Source organism: Amycolatopsis bartoniae, assembly GCF_014191255.1.
Lineage (GTDB): Bacteria > Actinomycetota > Actinomycetes > Mycobacteriales > Pseudonocardiaceae > Amycolatopsis_E > Amycolatopsis_E bartoniae.
The window spans coordinates 735,689-751,908 of record NZ_JACHWH010000001.1 but is presented as its reverse complement, the minus strand read 5'-3'; the positions used below and the strand labels follow the sequence as shown (position 1 = coordinate 751,908).

At 71.7% G+C, this 16,220-nt stretch carries 12 protein-coding genes; 8 read left to right on the top strand and 4 right to left on the bottom strand.

Going from position 1 to position 16,220, the window contains the following annotated elements:
• Positions 1 to 125: 125 nt before the first annotated feature.
• Genes FHX82_RS37610 through FHX82_RS37600 form a run of 8 tightly spaced genes read left to right on the top strand, consistent with a single transcriptional unit; the run spans position 126 to position 11,368 of the window.
• Complete coding sequence (locus FHX82_RS37610; RefSeq protein ID WP_229881190.1) at positions 126 to 4,073, top strand: DUF4082 domain-containing protein; 3,948 nt, start codon at positions 126 to 128, stop codon at positions 4,071 to 4,073.
• On the top strand, positions 4,070 to 5,302 hold the full coding sequence (locus FHX82_RS37605; RefSeq protein WP_145933279.1) for a glycosyltransferase: 1,233 nt from the start codon (positions 4,070 to 4,072) through the stop codon (positions 5,300 to 5,302). The genes FHX82_RS37610 and FHX82_RS37605 overlap by 4 nt, the downstream gene beginning before the upstream one ends.
• A gap of 8 nt (positions 5,303 to 5,310) precedes the next feature.
• Positions 5,311 to 6,432 (top strand): DegT/DnrJ/EryC1/StrS family aminotransferase, encoded by a 1,122-nt coding sequence (locus FHX82_RS03755; RefSeq protein WP_145933310.1) that lies wholly within the window; start codon positions 5,311 to 5,313, stop codon positions 6,430 to 6,432.
• Positions 6,429 to 7,352: a hypothetical protein gene (locus FHX82_RS03750; protein ID WP_145933280.1), complete on the top strand. Its 924-nt coding sequence runs from the start codon at positions 6,429 to 6,431 to the stop codon at positions 7,350 to 7,352. Before FHX82_RS03755 ends, FHX82_RS03750 begins: the two co-directional genes overlap by 4 nt.
• Positions 7,349 to 8,575 carry a glycosyltransferase family 4 protein gene (locus FHX82_RS03745; protein ID WP_145933281.1) on the top strand — a complete coding sequence of 409 codons (1,227 nt, stop codon included), beginning with the start codon at positions 7,349 to 7,351 and terminating at the stop codon, positions 8,573 to 8,575. Before FHX82_RS03750 ends, FHX82_RS03745 begins: the two co-directional genes overlap by 4 nt.
• Positions 8,572 to 9,678, top strand: a complete 1,107-nt coding sequence (locus tag FHX82_RS03740) for a DegT/DnrJ/EryC1/StrS family aminotransferase (protein WP_145933282.1) — start codon at positions 8,572 to 8,574, stop codon at positions 9,676 to 9,678. The genes FHX82_RS03745 and FHX82_RS03740 overlap by 4 nt, the downstream gene beginning before the upstream one ends.
• Complete coding sequence (locus FHX82_RS03735; RefSeq protein ID WP_145933283.1) at positions 9,675 to 10,247, top strand: acyltransferase; 573 nt, start codon at positions 9,675 to 9,677, stop codon at positions 10,245 to 10,247. The genes FHX82_RS03740 and FHX82_RS03735 overlap by 4 nt, the downstream gene beginning before the upstream one ends.
• A gap of 11 nt (positions 10,248 to 10,258) precedes the next feature.
• The gene (locus tag FHX82_RS37600; protein ID WP_183176462.1) at positions 10,259 to 11,368 is read left to right on the top strand and encodes a GNAT family N-acetyltransferase; all 1,110 of its coding nucleotides are present in this window, start codon (positions 10,259 to 10,261) and stop codon (positions 11,366 to 11,368) included.
• On the opposite strand, the gene FHX82_RS37595 is transcribed toward FHX82_RS37600, so the two are convergent.
• Genes FHX82_RS37595 through FHX82_RS03710 form a run of 4 tightly spaced genes read right to left on the bottom strand, consistent with a single transcriptional unit; the run spans position 11,365 to position 16,132 of the window.
• Positions 11,365 to 12,789 carry a lipopolysaccharide biosynthesis protein gene (locus tag FHX82_RS37595; protein ID WP_145933285.1) on the bottom strand — a complete coding sequence of 475 codons (1,425 nt, stop codon included), beginning with the start codon at positions 12,787 to 12,789 and terminating at the stop codon, positions 11,365 to 11,367. The two genes, FHX82_RS37600 and FHX82_RS37595, sit on opposite strands and share 4 nt — an antisense overlap.
• Positions 12,770 to 14,014, bottom strand: coding sequence for a glycosyltransferase family 39 protein (locus tag FHX82_RS03720; protein ID WP_145933286.1), 1,245 nt, complete (start codon positions 14,012 to 14,014; stop codon positions 12,770 to 12,772). Before FHX82_RS03720 ends, FHX82_RS37595 begins: the two co-directional genes overlap by 20 nt.
• Positions 14,011 to 15,372 carry an O-antigen ligase family protein gene (locus FHX82_RS03715; RefSeq protein WP_229881196.1) on the bottom strand — a complete coding sequence of 454 codons (1,362 nt, stop codon included), beginning with the start codon at positions 15,370 to 15,372 and terminating at the stop codon, positions 14,011 to 14,013. The genes FHX82_RS03720 and FHX82_RS03715 overlap by 4 nt, the downstream gene beginning before the upstream one ends.
• A 4-nt stretch (positions 15,373 to 15,376) precedes the next feature.
• Positions 15,377 to 16,132, bottom strand: coding sequence for a YveK family protein (locus FHX82_RS03710; protein ID WP_145933287.1), 756 nt, complete (start codon positions 16,130 to 16,132; stop codon positions 15,377 to 15,379).
• Positions 16,133 to 16,220 lie beyond the last annotated feature (88 nt).

The following is a 16,220-nucleotide window of genomic DNA, read 5'->3' as shown; positions in this document are numbered from 1 at the left end:
TGCCCGACTTCGCGAAAAACGGCGAAAGTGCGGAAGGCGCAGCCATGCAAGGGAAATCCGAACCGAAAGCGCGGGGTGTCCGTCGTTTTCGGACACTGGCGGCGGTTTTCGCAATACTCACCGGAGTGGTGGTGCCGCTCGTCGCCACCCCCGTGGCGACGGCGGCACCGTGTGACGCGCCGGTGGTCAACAAGATCGCCTGCGAGAACACCAAGACCGGCACGGCCGACTGGATGGTGCAGTCGCTCGACGACTCCATCGCGGGCTTCACCACCGACGTCAGCGCGGCGCCCGGCGGCACCGTGCAGTTCAAGGTGAAGACCAACGCGACGCAGTTCCGCATCGACATCTTCCGGCTCGGCTACTACGGCGGCACCGGCGCCCACCTGGCCGACTCGATCCCCGGCACGCCGGCCACGCAGCCCCCGTGCAAGACCGACTCCACCGGCCTGTACGACTGCGGCAACTGGAGCGTGTCGGCCACCTGGAACGTGCCCGCCACCGCCGTCTCCGGCCTGTACTACGCCGTGTTCCACCGGAACGACACCGGCGGCGAGAACGAGGCCGCGTTCGTGATCCGCGACGACACGAGCACGTCGAAGATTCTCTACCAGACCTCGGACGAGACCTGGCAGGCGTACAACACCTACGGCGGCCCGAACGGCGACACCGGCAACAGCTTCTACACCGGCACCGGCCCCGGCGCGCAGGGCGCGGCCTACAAGGTGAGCTACAACCGGCCGCTCTACGGCGAGGGCGACGAGAACTTCATCTTCAACGCCGAGTACCCGATGGTCCGGTTCATGGAGGCCAACGGGTACGACATGAGCTACACGTCCGATGTGGACACTGCCCGGCGCGGTCAGCTGATCAAGAACCACAAGGTGTTCATAACGGTCGGGCACGACGAGTACTGGTCGAACGAGCAACGCGACAACGTCGAGTCCGCGAAGGCCGCGGGCGTGAACATGGCCTTCTTCACCGGCAACGAGGTGTTCTGGAAGACCCGCTGGGAGCCGAGCATCGACGGCTCGAACACCGCCCTGCGCACGGTCGTCTGCTACAAGGAGACACTCGCCGACGCGGACATCGACCCGACCAACACGTGGACGGGCACCTGGCGGGACGCCCGGTTCAGCCCGCCCGCCGACGGCGGCAGACCGGAGAACTCCCTGCTGGGACACATCTTCACGGTCAACGGCTACCGCAGCGACGCCATGTCCGTCCCGGCCGCCTACGGCAAGATGCGGCTCTGGCGCAACACCCCGCTCGCGACGCTGGCGACGGGCAACACGTACACGTCCCAGCCGGGCACCCTCGGTTACGAGTGGGACTCCGTGGAGGACAACGGGTTCCAGCCACCGGGCGTGGCGCAGCTGTCTCGCACCACCGTCAACATCACTGACGGCAACTACGTGCTGAAGAACAACGGCTCGGTCTACGGCACGGGCACCAAGACCCATGCGCTGACGTACTACCGCGACCAGACCAGCGGCGCGCTCGTGTTCGGCGCGGGCACCGTGCAGTGGGCGTGGGGGCTCGACGACAACCACGCCTTCCAGACCGACACGCCGACCTCCGACGTGCGGATCAAGCAGGCGACCGTCAACCTCATGGCGGACATGGGCGTCCAGCCCGCGACGCTGCAGGCCGGGCTCACCGCGGCGACGGCGAGCACGGACACCGCGCCACCGGTCGTGGCCATCACCAACGCACCGCCGACCACGGTGGCCGCGAGCTACACCGTCTCCGGCACCGTCAACGACCTCGCGGGCAAGGTCGCGGGCGTCGAGGTGTCGGTGGACGGCACGACGTGGCACCCGGCCGACTGGGCCGCGGGCACCACGAACTGGAGCTACACCTACACCCCGGACACCGCGGGCACGCCGACCCTGCGCGTGCGGGCGGTGGACGACTCGGCCAACCTGTCGGCCCCGGTGTCGGCGAACGTCAGCGTGTCGGCCCGCACCTGCCCGTGCGGCATCTGGACCCCCACGACGGTCCCGACGACCACCACGACCACCGATCCCGGTCCGGTCGAGGCCGGCGTCAAGTTCCAGGCCAGCTCCGACGGGTACGTGCGCGGCATCAAGTTCTACAAGGGCGACGGCAACACCGGCACCCACACCGGTTCGCTGTGGACGGCCGACGGGCAGCGCCTGGCGACCGGCACGTTCACCGGTGAGACGACGAACGGCTGGCAGACGCTGACGCTGCCGACCTCGGTGCCGGTCACGGCGGGCACGACGTACATCGCGTCGTACTACGCGCCCGTCGGGCACGAGGCGGCGGACAACTACTACTTCACCGGCAAGTCCGCGAAGCTGGACCCGCTGCTCGCGCCCGCGAGCCAGGCGGGCAACGCCAACGGCGTCTTCCACTCGGGCGGCCCCGGCTTCCCGACGCAGAGCTACCTGGACACGAACTACTGGGTCGACGTCGTGTGGGGTCCGGACCCCGGCCCCGACACGCGCGCCCCGCTGATGATGTCCACCGACCCCGGCAACGACGAGAACTCCGTCGCGCTCACCGCCACGCCGTCGGTCACGTACGACGAGAACATCGCCCCCGGTTCGGTGCAGTTCACGCTGACCGAGCCCGGCGAGACGGTGGCGGGCACGGTGTCCGTCTCCGGCACCAAGGTCACGTTCACGCCGAACGAGCCGCTCGACCCGGCCACGACCTACACGGCGACCGTGCGGGGCTCGGACGCGGCGGGCAACCAGGCGACCGTCGTGACCTGGACGTTCAAGACCGGTTCACCGCGCCCGGCGGCGTGCCCGTGCACGCTGTGGGACGACTTCACCCACCCCGCGAACCCCACCGACCCCGACGCCACCGCGGTGGAGCTGGGCACGAAGGTCCGGTTCGGCGGCAAGGGCCAGGTGCTCGGCGTGCGGTTCTACAAGGGCGCGGGAAACACCGGGACGCACACGGGCTCGCTGTGGTCGGCGAACGGCACGCGGCTGGCCACCGGCACCTTCAGCGGTGAGTCGACGACGGGCTGGCAGACGCTGACGTTCAGCAGCCCGGTCACGGTGCAGGCCAACACGACGTACGTGGTCTCCTACTTCGCCCCCAACGGGCATCCGGCGGGAGACAACGGCTACTTCACCAACCCGGCCTCCTACGGCCCCATCACCGGGCTCGGCGAAGGCACGGACGGCGGCAACGGCGTGTACAAGGTGGGCGCGGGCTTCCCGTCCTCGACCTACCGGTCCAGCAACTACTGGGTCGACGTGATCTTCCAGAACGGGCTCAACGGCGACACCACACCGCCGACGGTCACCGCGCAGTCGCCGGCACCGGACGCGGCGAACACGCCCATCGCGGGCACGGTGAGCACCACGTTCAGCGAGGCGATCGACCCGGCGAGCGTGCAGTTCTCGCTCACCGACCCGGGCGGGGCGGCGCTGACCGGCACGTTGTCGCAGTCGGCGGACCAGAAAACGATCACGTGGACCCCGGCGGCCCGGCTCGCGGCGGGCACGACGTACCTCGCGAGCATGCGGGCGGCGGACGTGAACGGGAACCCGATGCCGAACGCGGTGACGTGGCACTTCACCGCCTCGACGGTGCAGGCGTGCCCGTGCTCGCTGTTCAGCTCTGCGACCGTGCCACTGGTGCTGTCGGCGGACGAGGCGACATCGCTCGAACTGGGCGTGCGCTTCAGCTCCAGCGTGGCGGGCTCGGTCACCGGCGTGAAGTTCTACAAGGGCGGCGGCAACACCGGCACGCACACCGGTTCACTGTGGACGGTCGACGGGCAGCTGCTGGCCACCGGCACGTTCTCGAACGAGACGGCGAGCGGCTGGCAGACGCTGACCTTCGCCACGCCGGTCGCCATCCAGCCGGGCACCCTCTACGTCGCGTCCTACACCGCGCCGAACGGGCACTACTCGGCCAACCCGTTCTACTTCGAGCAGACAGGAGCGACGAGCGTGCCCCTGACCGCGGCGCCGACCGGGTCCGACGCGCCCAACGGCGTGTTCAACTCCGGCCCCGGCTTCCCGGCCGCCACCTACCGGGGCGGGAACTACTGGGTCGACGTCGTGTTCCAGCCGAACCCGTGACGGGGGCGGAGTCCCGGAGGCGGCGGCTGGTCGTCGTCGCCTCCGGGGTCAGCTGGGACGGCGTGAAGGGTTCGGAACGCCAGCTGGCCCAGGCGCTGACCGCGCACGCCGAGATCCTGTGGGCCGACCCGCCGGTTTCGCCCGTCACCGCCGCCCGGTTCCGCGGGGTGGCGGTGACGGGGCGGCACTGGCGGCCGACATTGACCGAGGTGGCCGACGGCATCACCCGGTTGACGCCGCTCGCGCCGCCGGGCCTGTCGCGGCCGGGGATCCGCGAGGTCACCTGGCCCGCCGCGCGCGCCCAGCTGCGGTGGGCGGTGCGGCGGCTGGGCAAGCGGCCGCACGCGGTGATCTCGTGCTCGGTCAACGACGTCCTCGGGCACTGGCCGCCCGGCGTGGTGCAGGTGCTCTACGGCACCGACGACTGGGTGGCCGGGGCGGAGCTGATGGGCCTCGATCCCCGGCGTGTGGTCCAGGACGAGCGGAAGGCGCTGGGGCACGCGAACCTCGTGCTCGCCGTGGGTCCGGAACTGGCCGAGCGCTGGCGCTCGCTGGGCGTCACCGCGCGGGAGTTCCCCAACGGCTGCGAGCCCGAGGCGTACGAGGGGCTGGAGTCCGAACCTCCCGCGGAGCTGCCGGCCGGGTTTCCCACGCCCGTCGCTGGGCTGTCCGGCCAGCTGTCCGAACGCATCGACCTCGCGTTCCTGGAAGCCGTCGCCGACACGGGTCTCGGGCTCGTGCTGGTCGGGCCGCGGGACCCGGCGTGGCAGCCGGAGCGGGTCGACGCGCTTTTGCGGCGGGACAACGTGCATTACGCGGGCGCATTGCCGTTCGAGCGGTTGCGGCCGTGGTTAGCCCGTTTCGACGTGGGCCTTACGCCTTATGCCGACACCGCGTTCAACCGCGCGTCGTTTCCACTCAAGACACTCGAATACCTGGCGGCGGGAAAACCCGTGGTCAGCACGGATTTACCCGCGAGCAGGCGGCTGCGGGCGGAGACCGCGGAGATCCGGCTCGCCTCGACACCAAGGGATTTCGCCGCCGCGGTAAGGGAAGCGGTGCGGCAAAAGGGTGATCCGGCGGCCCGCCGGGAAGTCGCCCGCAGGCATTCCTGGCGCACCCGGGCGGACGAACTGGCCGAAATGCTCGGTCTTTCCCGGCACGTGCAACAATCGCCGCCGTTCTCGCGACTCAGCCAACGAGAAATCCCTCCGGAGGGAGAACGGTGATTCCTGTCATGCGCCCGCTACTGGGTGCCGAAGAGGCCGAGGCGGCCGCCGAGGCCGTGCGCTCGGGCTGGGTCGCGCAAGGGCCGCGGGTGGCCGCGTTCGAGCGGGCGTTCGCGGATTCCGTGGGCGCCGGGCACGGCGTGGCGGTCTCGTCGTGCACCACGGCGCTGCACCTGGCGCTGCACGCGCTCGGCGTCGGCCCCGGCGACGAGGTGGTGGTGCCGTCGTTCAGTTTCATCGCGACGGCCAACGCGGTGCGCTACTGCGGGGCGACGCCGGTGTTCGCCGACGTCGAGGAACTCACCGGAAACCTGACCGCGGAGACCGTGACGCCGGTGCTTTCCCCGCGCACCAAGGCAGTTCTGGCCGTGCACCAGGGCGGGATGCCCGCCGACATCGCGGCGCTGCGGGCGGTGTGCGGGCCGGTTCCGGTGCTGGAGGACGCCGCGTGCGCGGCGGGCTCGACGCTCGACGGGCGTCCGGTCGGCGCGGGCGCGCTGCTGGCGGCGTGGTCGTTCCACCCCCGCAAGCTGCTGACCACCGGCGAAGGCGGAATGCTCACGACGGACGACAGCGACCTCGCCGCCCGCCTGCGGCGCCTGCGCGAGCACGGGATGAGCGTTTCCGCGGCCGACCGGCACACCGCCGGGAAGGTGGTCATCGAGGAGTACCTCGAAACCGGCTTCAACTACCGGATGACCGACATCCAGGCCGCCGTCGGGCTCGTGCAGCTGACCCGGCTGGAGTCGATCGTCGCGCAGCGGCGGGAGCTGGCCGCGCGCTACCACGAGCTGCTGGACGGCGTGCCCGGCCTGCGGGCGGTGCGGGACCCGGCACACGGCACGACGAACTACCAGGCGTTCTGGGTCCTGCTCGACGACGACGTGCCGGTGGGCCGCAACGAGCTGCTGGCCCAGCTCGCCACCGAAGGCATCTCCGCGCGCCGGGGCATCATGGCCGCGCACCTCGAACCCGCCTACGCCGGACATCCGCACGTTCCGTTGCCGGTGACGGAAAAGCTGTCGACGCGGTCGTTGATTCTGCCGCTGCACCACGAACTGACCGCTGCCGACCAGCAGCGCATCGCCGGGCTGCTGACCCGCGCGGTCGCCGCAGCCCCGGTCCCGTGACCGCACGGCTGCTCGCCCTGTGCGAGGACGCGGTGCGGCGGATGCGCCTGGATCTCAGCGGCCGCGTGGTGGTGACGGAGGCGGCGACGGGCGCGTACGCCGTGACGCCGGTGCTGGCGGCGATGGCGGGCGCGCGCGAGGTGCGGGCGCTGAGCCGCGACAGCCGGTACGGCACCGCGGCGGAGGCCGAGGCCGAGGTATGGGCGCTCGCTCCTGACGTGCGGTTCTTCCACGAGAAGAACGCGGACCTGTTCGCGGGCGCGGACATCGTGACCAACAGCGGGCACCTGCGGCCGATCGACGCCTCGGTGGTCGCGTGGTTGCGCCCCGGCGCGGCGGTGAGCCTGATGTACGAGCCGTGGGAGCTGCGGCCCGGCGAGGTCGACGTCGACGCCTGCCGTGCCGCGGGCGTGCGGGTCGCGGGTCCGGACGAGCACCACCCGGCCGTCGACGTCTTCGGCTACTCGGGCGTGATGGCGATCAAACTACTGCTCGACGCCGGCCTGCCGGTGCGTGGTAACCGCATCCTTCTGTTGTGCGACAACGTGTTCCGGCCGGAGATCGAGCGAGACCTGCGTGCGCTGGGTGCCGAGTTGCTGACGGAACCTTCCGGAAGACTCGACGCGGTGCTGGTCGCGCTGACTCCGGGGCCGGTGCTCGACGTCAACTGGCTCAAGGAACTCGGTCGTGATCACCCGGAGACGACGGTCGTCCAGTTCTGGGGCGACCTCCGGCGCGAGGGAGATCTGCGCTTCTGGCCGCCGGTCGCCCCGCAGCCGGGACACATGGGCGTGCTGCCCTCGGCCGTCGGTGTGGACCCGATCGTCGCGTTGCAGGCCGCCGGGCTCAAGGTCGGCGAGGTGCTGACTGCGCCGGACCCCACGCCGGAAGACCTGGCGTTCGTACTGGAGCCCGCATGAGAATCCTGGTCTACCCGCACGCGATGGAGATCGGCGGCTCGCAGCTCAACGCGCTGCAGCTGGCTGCGGCGGTGCGCGACCGCGGGCACGACGTGACGGTGGTGAGCGAACCCGGCCCGTTGCTGGACTTCGTGCACGCCCACGACCTGCCGCACGTGGAGATTCCCGCGGACCGGCGGAGGCCGTCGGTGGCGGTCGCGCGCACATTGTCCACTTTGGTCAGGAATGTCGACGTCGTGCACGGTTACGAGTGGCCGCCGGTCCTCGAAGCGCTCGCGGCGGCTCGTGGTCGCTGCGCGGTGGTCGGCACTGTGTTGTCGATGTCCGTCGTGCCGTTCTTCCCCCGGACCGTGCCCCTGCTGGTCGGCACGGAGGAGATCCGGGAGGCCGCGCTCAAGGCCGGGCACCGGCACGTCGCGCTGCTCGAACCGCCGGTGGACACCGACTCCGACTCCCCCGGCTTCGACGGCAGCGCGTTCCGCGCCGCGCACGGCCTCGACGCGGAGGTCCCGCTGGTCGCGATGGTCTGCCGGCTGGTGCCGGAACTGAAGCTGGAAGGGCTGCTCGCCGCGTGTGACGCCGTCGGGGAACTGGCGCGGGCCGGACGCAAGGTGCAGCTCGTGATCGTCGGCGACGGCCGCAGCCGCGCCGAGGTGGAGCGCCGCGCCGCGCGGGCCAACGACCTGGCCGGACGCCGGGTCGTGGTGCTCACCGGCGAGATCGCCGACCCGCGGCCCGCGTACGCGGCGGCGGACGTGCTCATCGGTATGGGTGGTTCGGCCCTGCGCGGCATGGCGTTCGGCAAGCCGCTCATCGTGTCCGGCGAGCGCGGTTTCAGCGAGTTGCTCACGCCGGAGACAGCGCCGCTGTTCCTGCGCGGCGGCTGGTACGGGCAGGGCCCCGGCTCGCGCGGCAGCGGTTCCGCGGCCCTGCGTGACGCCCTCAACGTGCTCATCGACGACCCGGCGCGCTGCGCGGAGCTGGGCGAGTTCGCCCGCGAGCTCGTGGTGAGCCGGTTCAGCCTGCGCCACGCGGCGGAGGTGCTGGAGCACGAGTACGAACGAGCCGTCGCGGAGCCGGCGCGGCTCGGCGTGGACGCGGCCCGCAGCGCGGCGGGGTTGCTCGGTTACAAGATCGAACGCAGGTACCAGCGGATCCGGGGCCGGGCGAGCACCGACGACGCCAACGCCACCCCGGTCCTGACTCCCCAGGAGCGCAGATGACCCCGATTCCCTTGGTGGACCTGGCCGCGCAGCACCGCCAGGTGGCCGACGAGGTGGCGGCGGGCTGGGCGGAGGTGCTCGCCGGGACGGCCTTCGTCGGCGGGCCCGCGGTCAGCGCCTTCGAGGCCGAGTTCGCCGCTTACACCGGTGCCGCGCACTGCGTCGGCGTCGGCAACGGCACCGACGCGCTGGAACTGGCGTTGCGCGCGGCCGGAGTCGGCCCGGACGACGAGTGCGTGCTGCCCGCCAACACGTTCATCGCCACCGCCGAGGCCGTGGTCCGGGCCGGCGCCCGCCCGGTGCTCGTCGACTGCGAGGAGGACACCGGACTCCTCGACGTGGCCGCCGTTTCCGGCGTGGTGAGCGACCGGACGGCGGCGATCATCCCGGTGCACCTGTACGGCCAGCCCGCGCCCGTCGAGCGGATCCTGCCGCTGGCAAGGGAAATCGGCGCGATCGTGCTGGAGGACGCCGCGCAGTCGCAAGGCGCGCGGCGGCACGGCGTCGGCGCCGGAGCGCTCGGCGACCTCGCGGCCACGAGCTTCTACCCGGGCAAGAACCTCGGCGCGTACGGCGACGGCGGGGCGGTCCTGACGTCCGACGCCGAACTGGCCGAGCACGTCCGGCTGCTGGGCGCGCACGGGTCGCCACGCAAGTACGAGCACACGATCGTCGGGTTCAACAGCAGGCTCGACACGCTGCAGGCGGTCGTCCTGTCGGCGAAGCTCAAGCGCCTGGAGGGCTGGAACACGGCCCGTCGCGCGGCGGCCGCCCGGTACGGCGAGCTGCTCGCCGCGCTGCCCGAGGTGACGCTGCCGGTCGTGCTGCCCGGCAACGAACCGGTGTGGCACCTGTACGTCGTGCGCGTGCCCGACCGCGACCGCGTGCTGGCGCACCTGCAGGCGAACGGGATCGGCGCGGGCGTGCATTACCCGGCGCCGGTGCACCGCACGGAGGCGTTCGCGTGGCTCGGCTACGGCGAGGGCGACTTCCCGGTGGCCGAGAAGGTCGGCGGTGAGCTGCTGTCGCTGCCGCTGTTCGCGGAGATCACGCCCGCGCAGCAGGAGCGCGTGGTCGAGACGTTGGCGGAGGCGCTGCGATGACGGTGGTGGGCAACGGGGTGCGCGTGCACCCGCAGGGCCTGTGCGAAAGCGAGGACGTCGGGCCGGGCACGCGGGTGTGGGCCTTCGCGCACGTCCTGCCGGGCGCGCGCGTCGGGCGGGACTGCAACATCTGCGACTGCGCGTTCGTCGAGGACGGGGCGGTGCTCGGGGACCGGGTGACGGTGAAGAACGGGACGCTCGTGTTCGCGGGCGTGACCTGCGAGGACGAGGTGTTCCTCGGGCCGAACGTGTTGTTCACCAACGACCTGCGGCCGCGCGCGCACCTGCGCAAGGGGCCGGAGGAGCTGCTGCCGACGGTGGTCCGCCGTGGCGCGTCGCTCGGCGCGGGTGTCGTGGTGGTGTGCGGGACGGAGATCGGGTCGTACGCCTTCGCGGCCGCCGGTGCGGTGGTGACGCGGAACGTGCCCGCGCACGCGTTCGTCGCGGGCAATCCGGCCGAGGTCAAGGGCTGGGTGTGCGTGTGCGGGGCGCGGCTGGCCGACACGCTGACGTGTGAGTGCGGGGAGTCGTTCGTGCGGACGGACTCGGGGCTGCGGCGGTTGTCGTGATCATCCGGGACGTGACGCCGGACGACTTCGACGAGGTGTGGCGCATCCGGCGGCGGGCGTTCGGGGGGCCGGTGCTGCCCGGCCCGTCCTGGCCGGGTGACCTGTCGACGTGGCGTGGTTTCGTGGCGGACTCCGGGGACGGGCTGTGTGGTTTCCTGCGGATCCGGCGGCTGGGCCAGTTCTTCGGCGGCCGCGTGGTGCCGATGGGCGGGCTGGCGAGCGTCGCGGTGGACCCGCACGCGCGTGGCCGGGGCGTGGCGAGCGGTCTGGTGGACGCGGCGCTGCACGCGATGCGCGCCGACGGGCAACCGCTGTCGGCGCTGTTCACACGCGTCCCGGCGCTGTACCGGGGTCGCGGGTGGGAACGGGCCGGGGTGGTCGAGCACGCGGATCTGGACCTGACGGCGTTGCGAGGCCTGCCGGGCGGAAAGTACGCGTTGCGCCCGCTGGCGGGGTTCGACGTGCAGGAGTGCTACCGCGCGCTGGCGATCGACGGGATGCTGGAGCGTCGCGACTTCCTGCTGCGCGGCGATCCGGAACTGGGCAGCGTCGCGCTGGATTCGGACGGCGGTGTCCGGGGTTACGTCGACTTGTCGCGTGTGGACTCACGGCTGGATGTGCACGACCTCGTCGCTCTGGACTCCGAGGCGGCGGTGGTGCTGCTGCGCTCGCTCGCGTCGTGGTCGGGCCTGATCGACCGGGTGCGGATTCGGTCGGCGGAGCCGGAGGTGCTGGCCCTGCTGCTGCCGGATGGCCTGCCCTCGCCGGAGACCGAGCCGTGGTACCTGCGAGTGGTGGACTTCCCGGCGGCGGTGGCGGCCCGAGGCTGGCCCGCGGCGCGCCTGCTGGCCGAGGGCACCCAGACGTGCGTGGAGATCGTCGACGAACACGCCCCGTGGCACGCGGGCACGCACCGCTTGGTCGTCGAAGGCGGGACTGTCCACAGTGAACGGACCTCCCGGCGCGCTGACCTCCGCCTGCACACCCGCGCGCTGGGCCCGTGGTTCTCGGGGGCTGCCTCCACGTCCACGCTGATCCGCGCGGGCCTGTGCACCGGCGACGGTTCGGTGTTGGACGCCCTGGTGTCGCGAGGCACTCCGAGAATGCTGGACTCGTTCTAACCCAGCTCCCGGAACTGGTGTCGCAGCGGCCAGACGAACGGCAGGTACGCCAGCACCCCCAGCGCCCCCGCCGTCAGGAGCAGCACCGGTGACGGCGGCAGCACCAAGCGCATCCCCACGACCACCATCGCCGCCACGCACGTGCCCAGCAGCGGCATCGACAGCGCCGACCCGAGCGCCCGCAGGGAGACCCCCGTTCGGGCCACCACCAGCAGGTACGCCGGCAGCACCACGAACAGTCCCACCGCCGCGTGCGCCATCGCCACCCCGCGGATGTTCCCCACCAGCGCGCCCACCGGCAACGCCACCACCAAGGCCCCCAACCACAAGCCCTGCAACCACAGCGTCGACCGCGACAGGCCCAGCGCCACCAGGAAGTCGTAACACAGCTCCCCGAACACCCGGACGACACCGAGCACCGCCAGGAACTGCAGCGCCGCCGCCGCGCCCGCCCACGCCTCGCCGTACACCGTCGTGATCAGCGGCAACGCCAGCAACCCCAGCAGCAGGCACACGAGCAGCGTCGGCACCGCGAGCACCGTCACCATCCGCGCCAGCGCCTCCTGCCTGCGCGCCGGATCGTCCTGCACGCGCGAGAACGCCGCCAGCGACACCCGCCGGACGATCGCCGAGAACACGTTCACCGGCCAGCTCGCCAGGTTGAACGCCTGCAGGTACAACCCCAGCGCCACCGCGCCCAGCACCCGCCCGGTCACCACGTAGTCCACGTTGAGCATCGCGAACACCAGCAAGCTCGCCCCGGCCAGCGGCAACCCGAACCGCAGCAGCTCCGCCGCCTGCCGCCGGTCGAACCCCGGCCGCGGCCACATCGACGTCAGGCGGCACAACACGACTGCCGCGAGGACGTTGCCCGCCAGCTGCCCCCACCCGAGGCTCCACGCGCCGTGCCCCGTCGCCGCGAGCGACACCGTCACGCCGGTGGTGACCACGAGGTTCGCCACGTCCGACAGCAGCCGCACGCCCTGCCGGAACTCGCGGTTGACCAGCTGCGCCGGCGCCGCGGTCACGCCGTCGATGAGCACCGCGACGCACAACAACCGCACCACCCCGGTGGCGTCGGGCGCGCCGAGCGCCGCCGAGAACGCCGGGGCGCCGAACCAGCACACCGCGTACAACAGCACGCTCGACCCCATGGAGATCGTCGTGACCGTCGGCGCGATCCGCAGCGGGTCGCCCGGCCACCGCACGAGCGCGAGGCTCACCCCCAGCTCGTTCATCGACAACACCGCGGACAGCACGACGAGCGCGACCGCGAACACGCCGAAGTCCTCCGGCACCAGCAGCCGCGCGAGCACCACCCCGGTGAGGAACGAGCCCAGCTTCGCCAGCACGGTGTTCAGCGCGCTGAAGCTCAGCGCCTTCCGGACCGTCCTGGGTGCCTCAACCGCTCTGTGCGCCACGGCTTCCCCTCACGAACCGGGCCACTACGGAGGCGGCGAGCACGATGGTCAACGCGTCGAGCGGCACGCGGAACCGCAGGCGCGTGAAGAACACCGCCTGCAGCAGGAAGTTCAGCACCACCAGCACCGCCAACAGCGTCTCCACCCGCGTCAACGGCCAGCGCCGGGCCAGCGCGACACGCAGCACCGCCAGCAGCAGCACCGGGTAGTAGGTCAGCGCCAGCACCAGGTCCGCCGCGCCGCCGCCCTGCCCGGAGGTCGCCATGTCGCTGGAGAACGAGAACGTGTTCGCCAGCTTCTTCCCGTACAGCACCACGGCGTCGGCGGGGTGCGCGGTGATCCAGTCGACCGCGCTGTCGCTGAAGAACCCGTTGATGCCCACCTCGTCGAGGTGCGCGTCCCTGGCGGCCTGCTCGTACCGCGAGATGTCCACCTCGGTCCCGCTGCCGGCGGTGGTGTGCTCGCTGTTGCCGAGCAGCAGGTTGATCCCGTCGTTGGTGGACACCGGCACGAACGCGTGCAGGCTCACGGCGTTGCGCAAGCACCAGGCGCCCGGCACCGCGAGCACGAGCGCGAGGATCGCCGCCGCCACTCCGCGAGCCGCCCGGCGGCGCCACACCATCCACAGCGGCACCAGCACCACCGACAACGCGAAGTTCGGCACGGTGATCACCAGCAGTCCGCCGCACAACCCGGCCGCGAGCACGTTGCCCACCCGGTGGTCGTCGGCGGCCGCGAACCCGCGGTCGATCGTCACGAGCAGCAGGAACAGGCCCGGGACCTGCGGGTACAACGCCGTCGCGGTGTAGGCCAGCAGCGGGTAGCAGGCCAGTACGACCGCGGCGAGCGCGCCCGCGGGAGCCGAAGCCGCCCGCCTGCCGACGCGGTAGCCGAACCACACCGACCCGGCGAGCGCGAGCACGCCGACGAACCGCATCGCGAGCACGCTGCCGCCGGTCGCCCAGTACACGGGCGTCAGCAGGAACGGGTAGCCCGGCGGCCGGTACGCGGTGGCCTGTACCCCGTCCGCGCTGTAGCCCAGCCCGTGCGCGAGCGAACCGGCCAGCTGCACGTACACCCGTTCGTCGAGGTAGCGCAGGGTGTCGCCGAGCAGGACCGCGTACCCCCCGGCGAGCACCAGTGACAGCACGACGGCGCCGAGCGCGACGTGCCGGGCGTGGGCGTCGAGCCAGCGGACCGGGGCCCGCACCGCGAGTGCCGTCATGGCTTCACGCTCCGGTTCTTCAGCAGGCTGCTGAGTGAGGCGCGGATGGTCGGCGGGTCCACCCCGCTCGCGACGTGCTCGGCGCGCACGGCCCGCAGGAGCGCGCCGCTGAGGCCGACGAGCACGAAGGCGAGCGTGGTGGCCATGGAGAACGCGAGCAGGTCGAACGTCGCCGCGCCCAGCGCGAGCACGGACAGCGACGCGACCAGCGTCAGCGCGAGGTCCCGCACGTGCACGTTCCGGCTGAGGCTGCGGGCCCGCAACGCGGCGTAGGCACCGATGACGAACAGTGCGATCAGCGTGAACAGCCCGATGAACCCGTTCTGCACGAGCGTGCCGAGGTACTGGTTGTCCAGCGGGCCGTACTTCGCGGGCAGGTAGGTGCCGAGCCCGCGGCCGAGCCACGGGTGCTGCGCGATCACCACGCTCGTCGTCGCGTAGTCCTGGGTGCGGCCGGAGATGCTCGTGTCGTTGCCGATGTCGGCGAACAACCCGTACAACGTGCCGAGCAGCCCGGGGATGAGGAACCGCATGAGGACCAGGAACGCGGCGCCGACCAGCACGGCCTGGATCCGCCGCCGTCCCGGCCAGCCGATCAGCAGCACGAGCGCGGCGAGCGCGAGGCCCAGCATCGCAGAGCGTGACAGCGACACCATCGCGCCGACCGACACGATCGCCAGGCAGGCCCACCAGCGCCGGGCCGAGCGCTCGCCGCGGTCGCGCGCGGTGAAGGCGTAGTGCGCGGCGAGCGGCATCGCGACCGCGCACACCACGCCGAACTCGATCGGATGCCCCGTCGTCGCGGCGGGACGCCGGAACGCGGCGCGCTCCAGGACGAACCCGTCGGCGGTCACCGGGTGCAGCCCGGGCAGCACGAGGTACCGCGTGAGGTCGAGGTCGAACAGGAACTGCAGGATCCCGATCACCGCGACCGCGGTGGTGGCGATGACGATGCACTTGAGCACCAGCTCGATCCGCGCGAGCGTGCGTACGCCGTCGCAGATGGCCAGGCCCGCGACCGCGACCGCGAGGATGGTGACGATGGTGCGGTCGGCTGAGTCGAGCTCGTCCGGCGGCAGGTAGTTGCGCGTCGCGTAGCCGTAGGTGGCCAGCTGGGTCACGATGAACACGAACAGCACGGTGCGGGCGGCGTTGCGGCCCTTCGCCGTGCCGAGCGTGGTGGTCAGCTGGCTGCAGAACCACAGCAGGCCCAGCCCGAGCCCGAGCACGGTGGCCGGGGTGATGGACATCGACACGCCCGAGATCACCAGCCGGGCGGGCACGATCAGGGCGACGGCGACGTACCAGCAGGCGAGCGTCGCCCCGTCGGCCCGGCGCCGCGGCATCGCGGTGGTCACGGGCTCAGCGCCGGTCCTGCCGGCGGTGCTCACCGGAGCCGGACACGGGCGCGATGAGCTTGGTCAGCTCATCGCTGAGGTCCTCCTGCTCCTCCGGCCACGCGGGCTCGGTCTTCTTTTCCTTGCGTGGCTTGGTCTTCCGCCGTTGCTGGAAGCTCTCCACCCCGTAGGCGGCGGTGAGCCCGGCGACGAGCCCGAGCGCGAGCGCGACGGCGGCGTAGCGGACCTTGCCGCCGATCTTCGCCTCCGCGGGCGTCGGGTTGATCACCTGGTCCGCGCTGATGTACGTGGATTCGGGCGCCTGCAACGCCTGTTGCCGGTCGGCCAGCTGCTTGTGGGCGAGGTCGAGCACCGCGGTGACCGTTTTCTCCGCCGCCGCGGGGGTGGTCGCGTCGGCCACCACGACCACGAACGGGCCGGACAGCTGTCCGTTGCCCACCTGGTAGGTGGTGTTCGCGCCGTCGACGTGCTCGAACTGCTTGACCGTCGCCGGATCCTGCAACGCCTGGATGAGGATTTCCGCGCTGGTGGTCAGGCTGCCGTCGAACGCGAGCAGCGGATTGACCTTCTCGGGGGATTGTGCACCGGCGGTGGCCCGTGCGCCGGAAGCCGGTGAGGTCAGCACGATCGTGCCGGTCGACTCGTACTGCGTGGCCACGGAGGCATACACCCCGCCCGCGAGCCCGAGCGCGACGACGAACACCGGAAGGGCGACGTACCAACGGCGCAGCAGAACTCTGATCGTGCTCCAGAAGTCCATTCGCCCATCCCCGCTCCGTCTTCGGCTTCCAGCAGGGCAGTCGCGACGGGCCCGCGATTGTTACGGCGATCTCGGCAAGTGGTTGTTA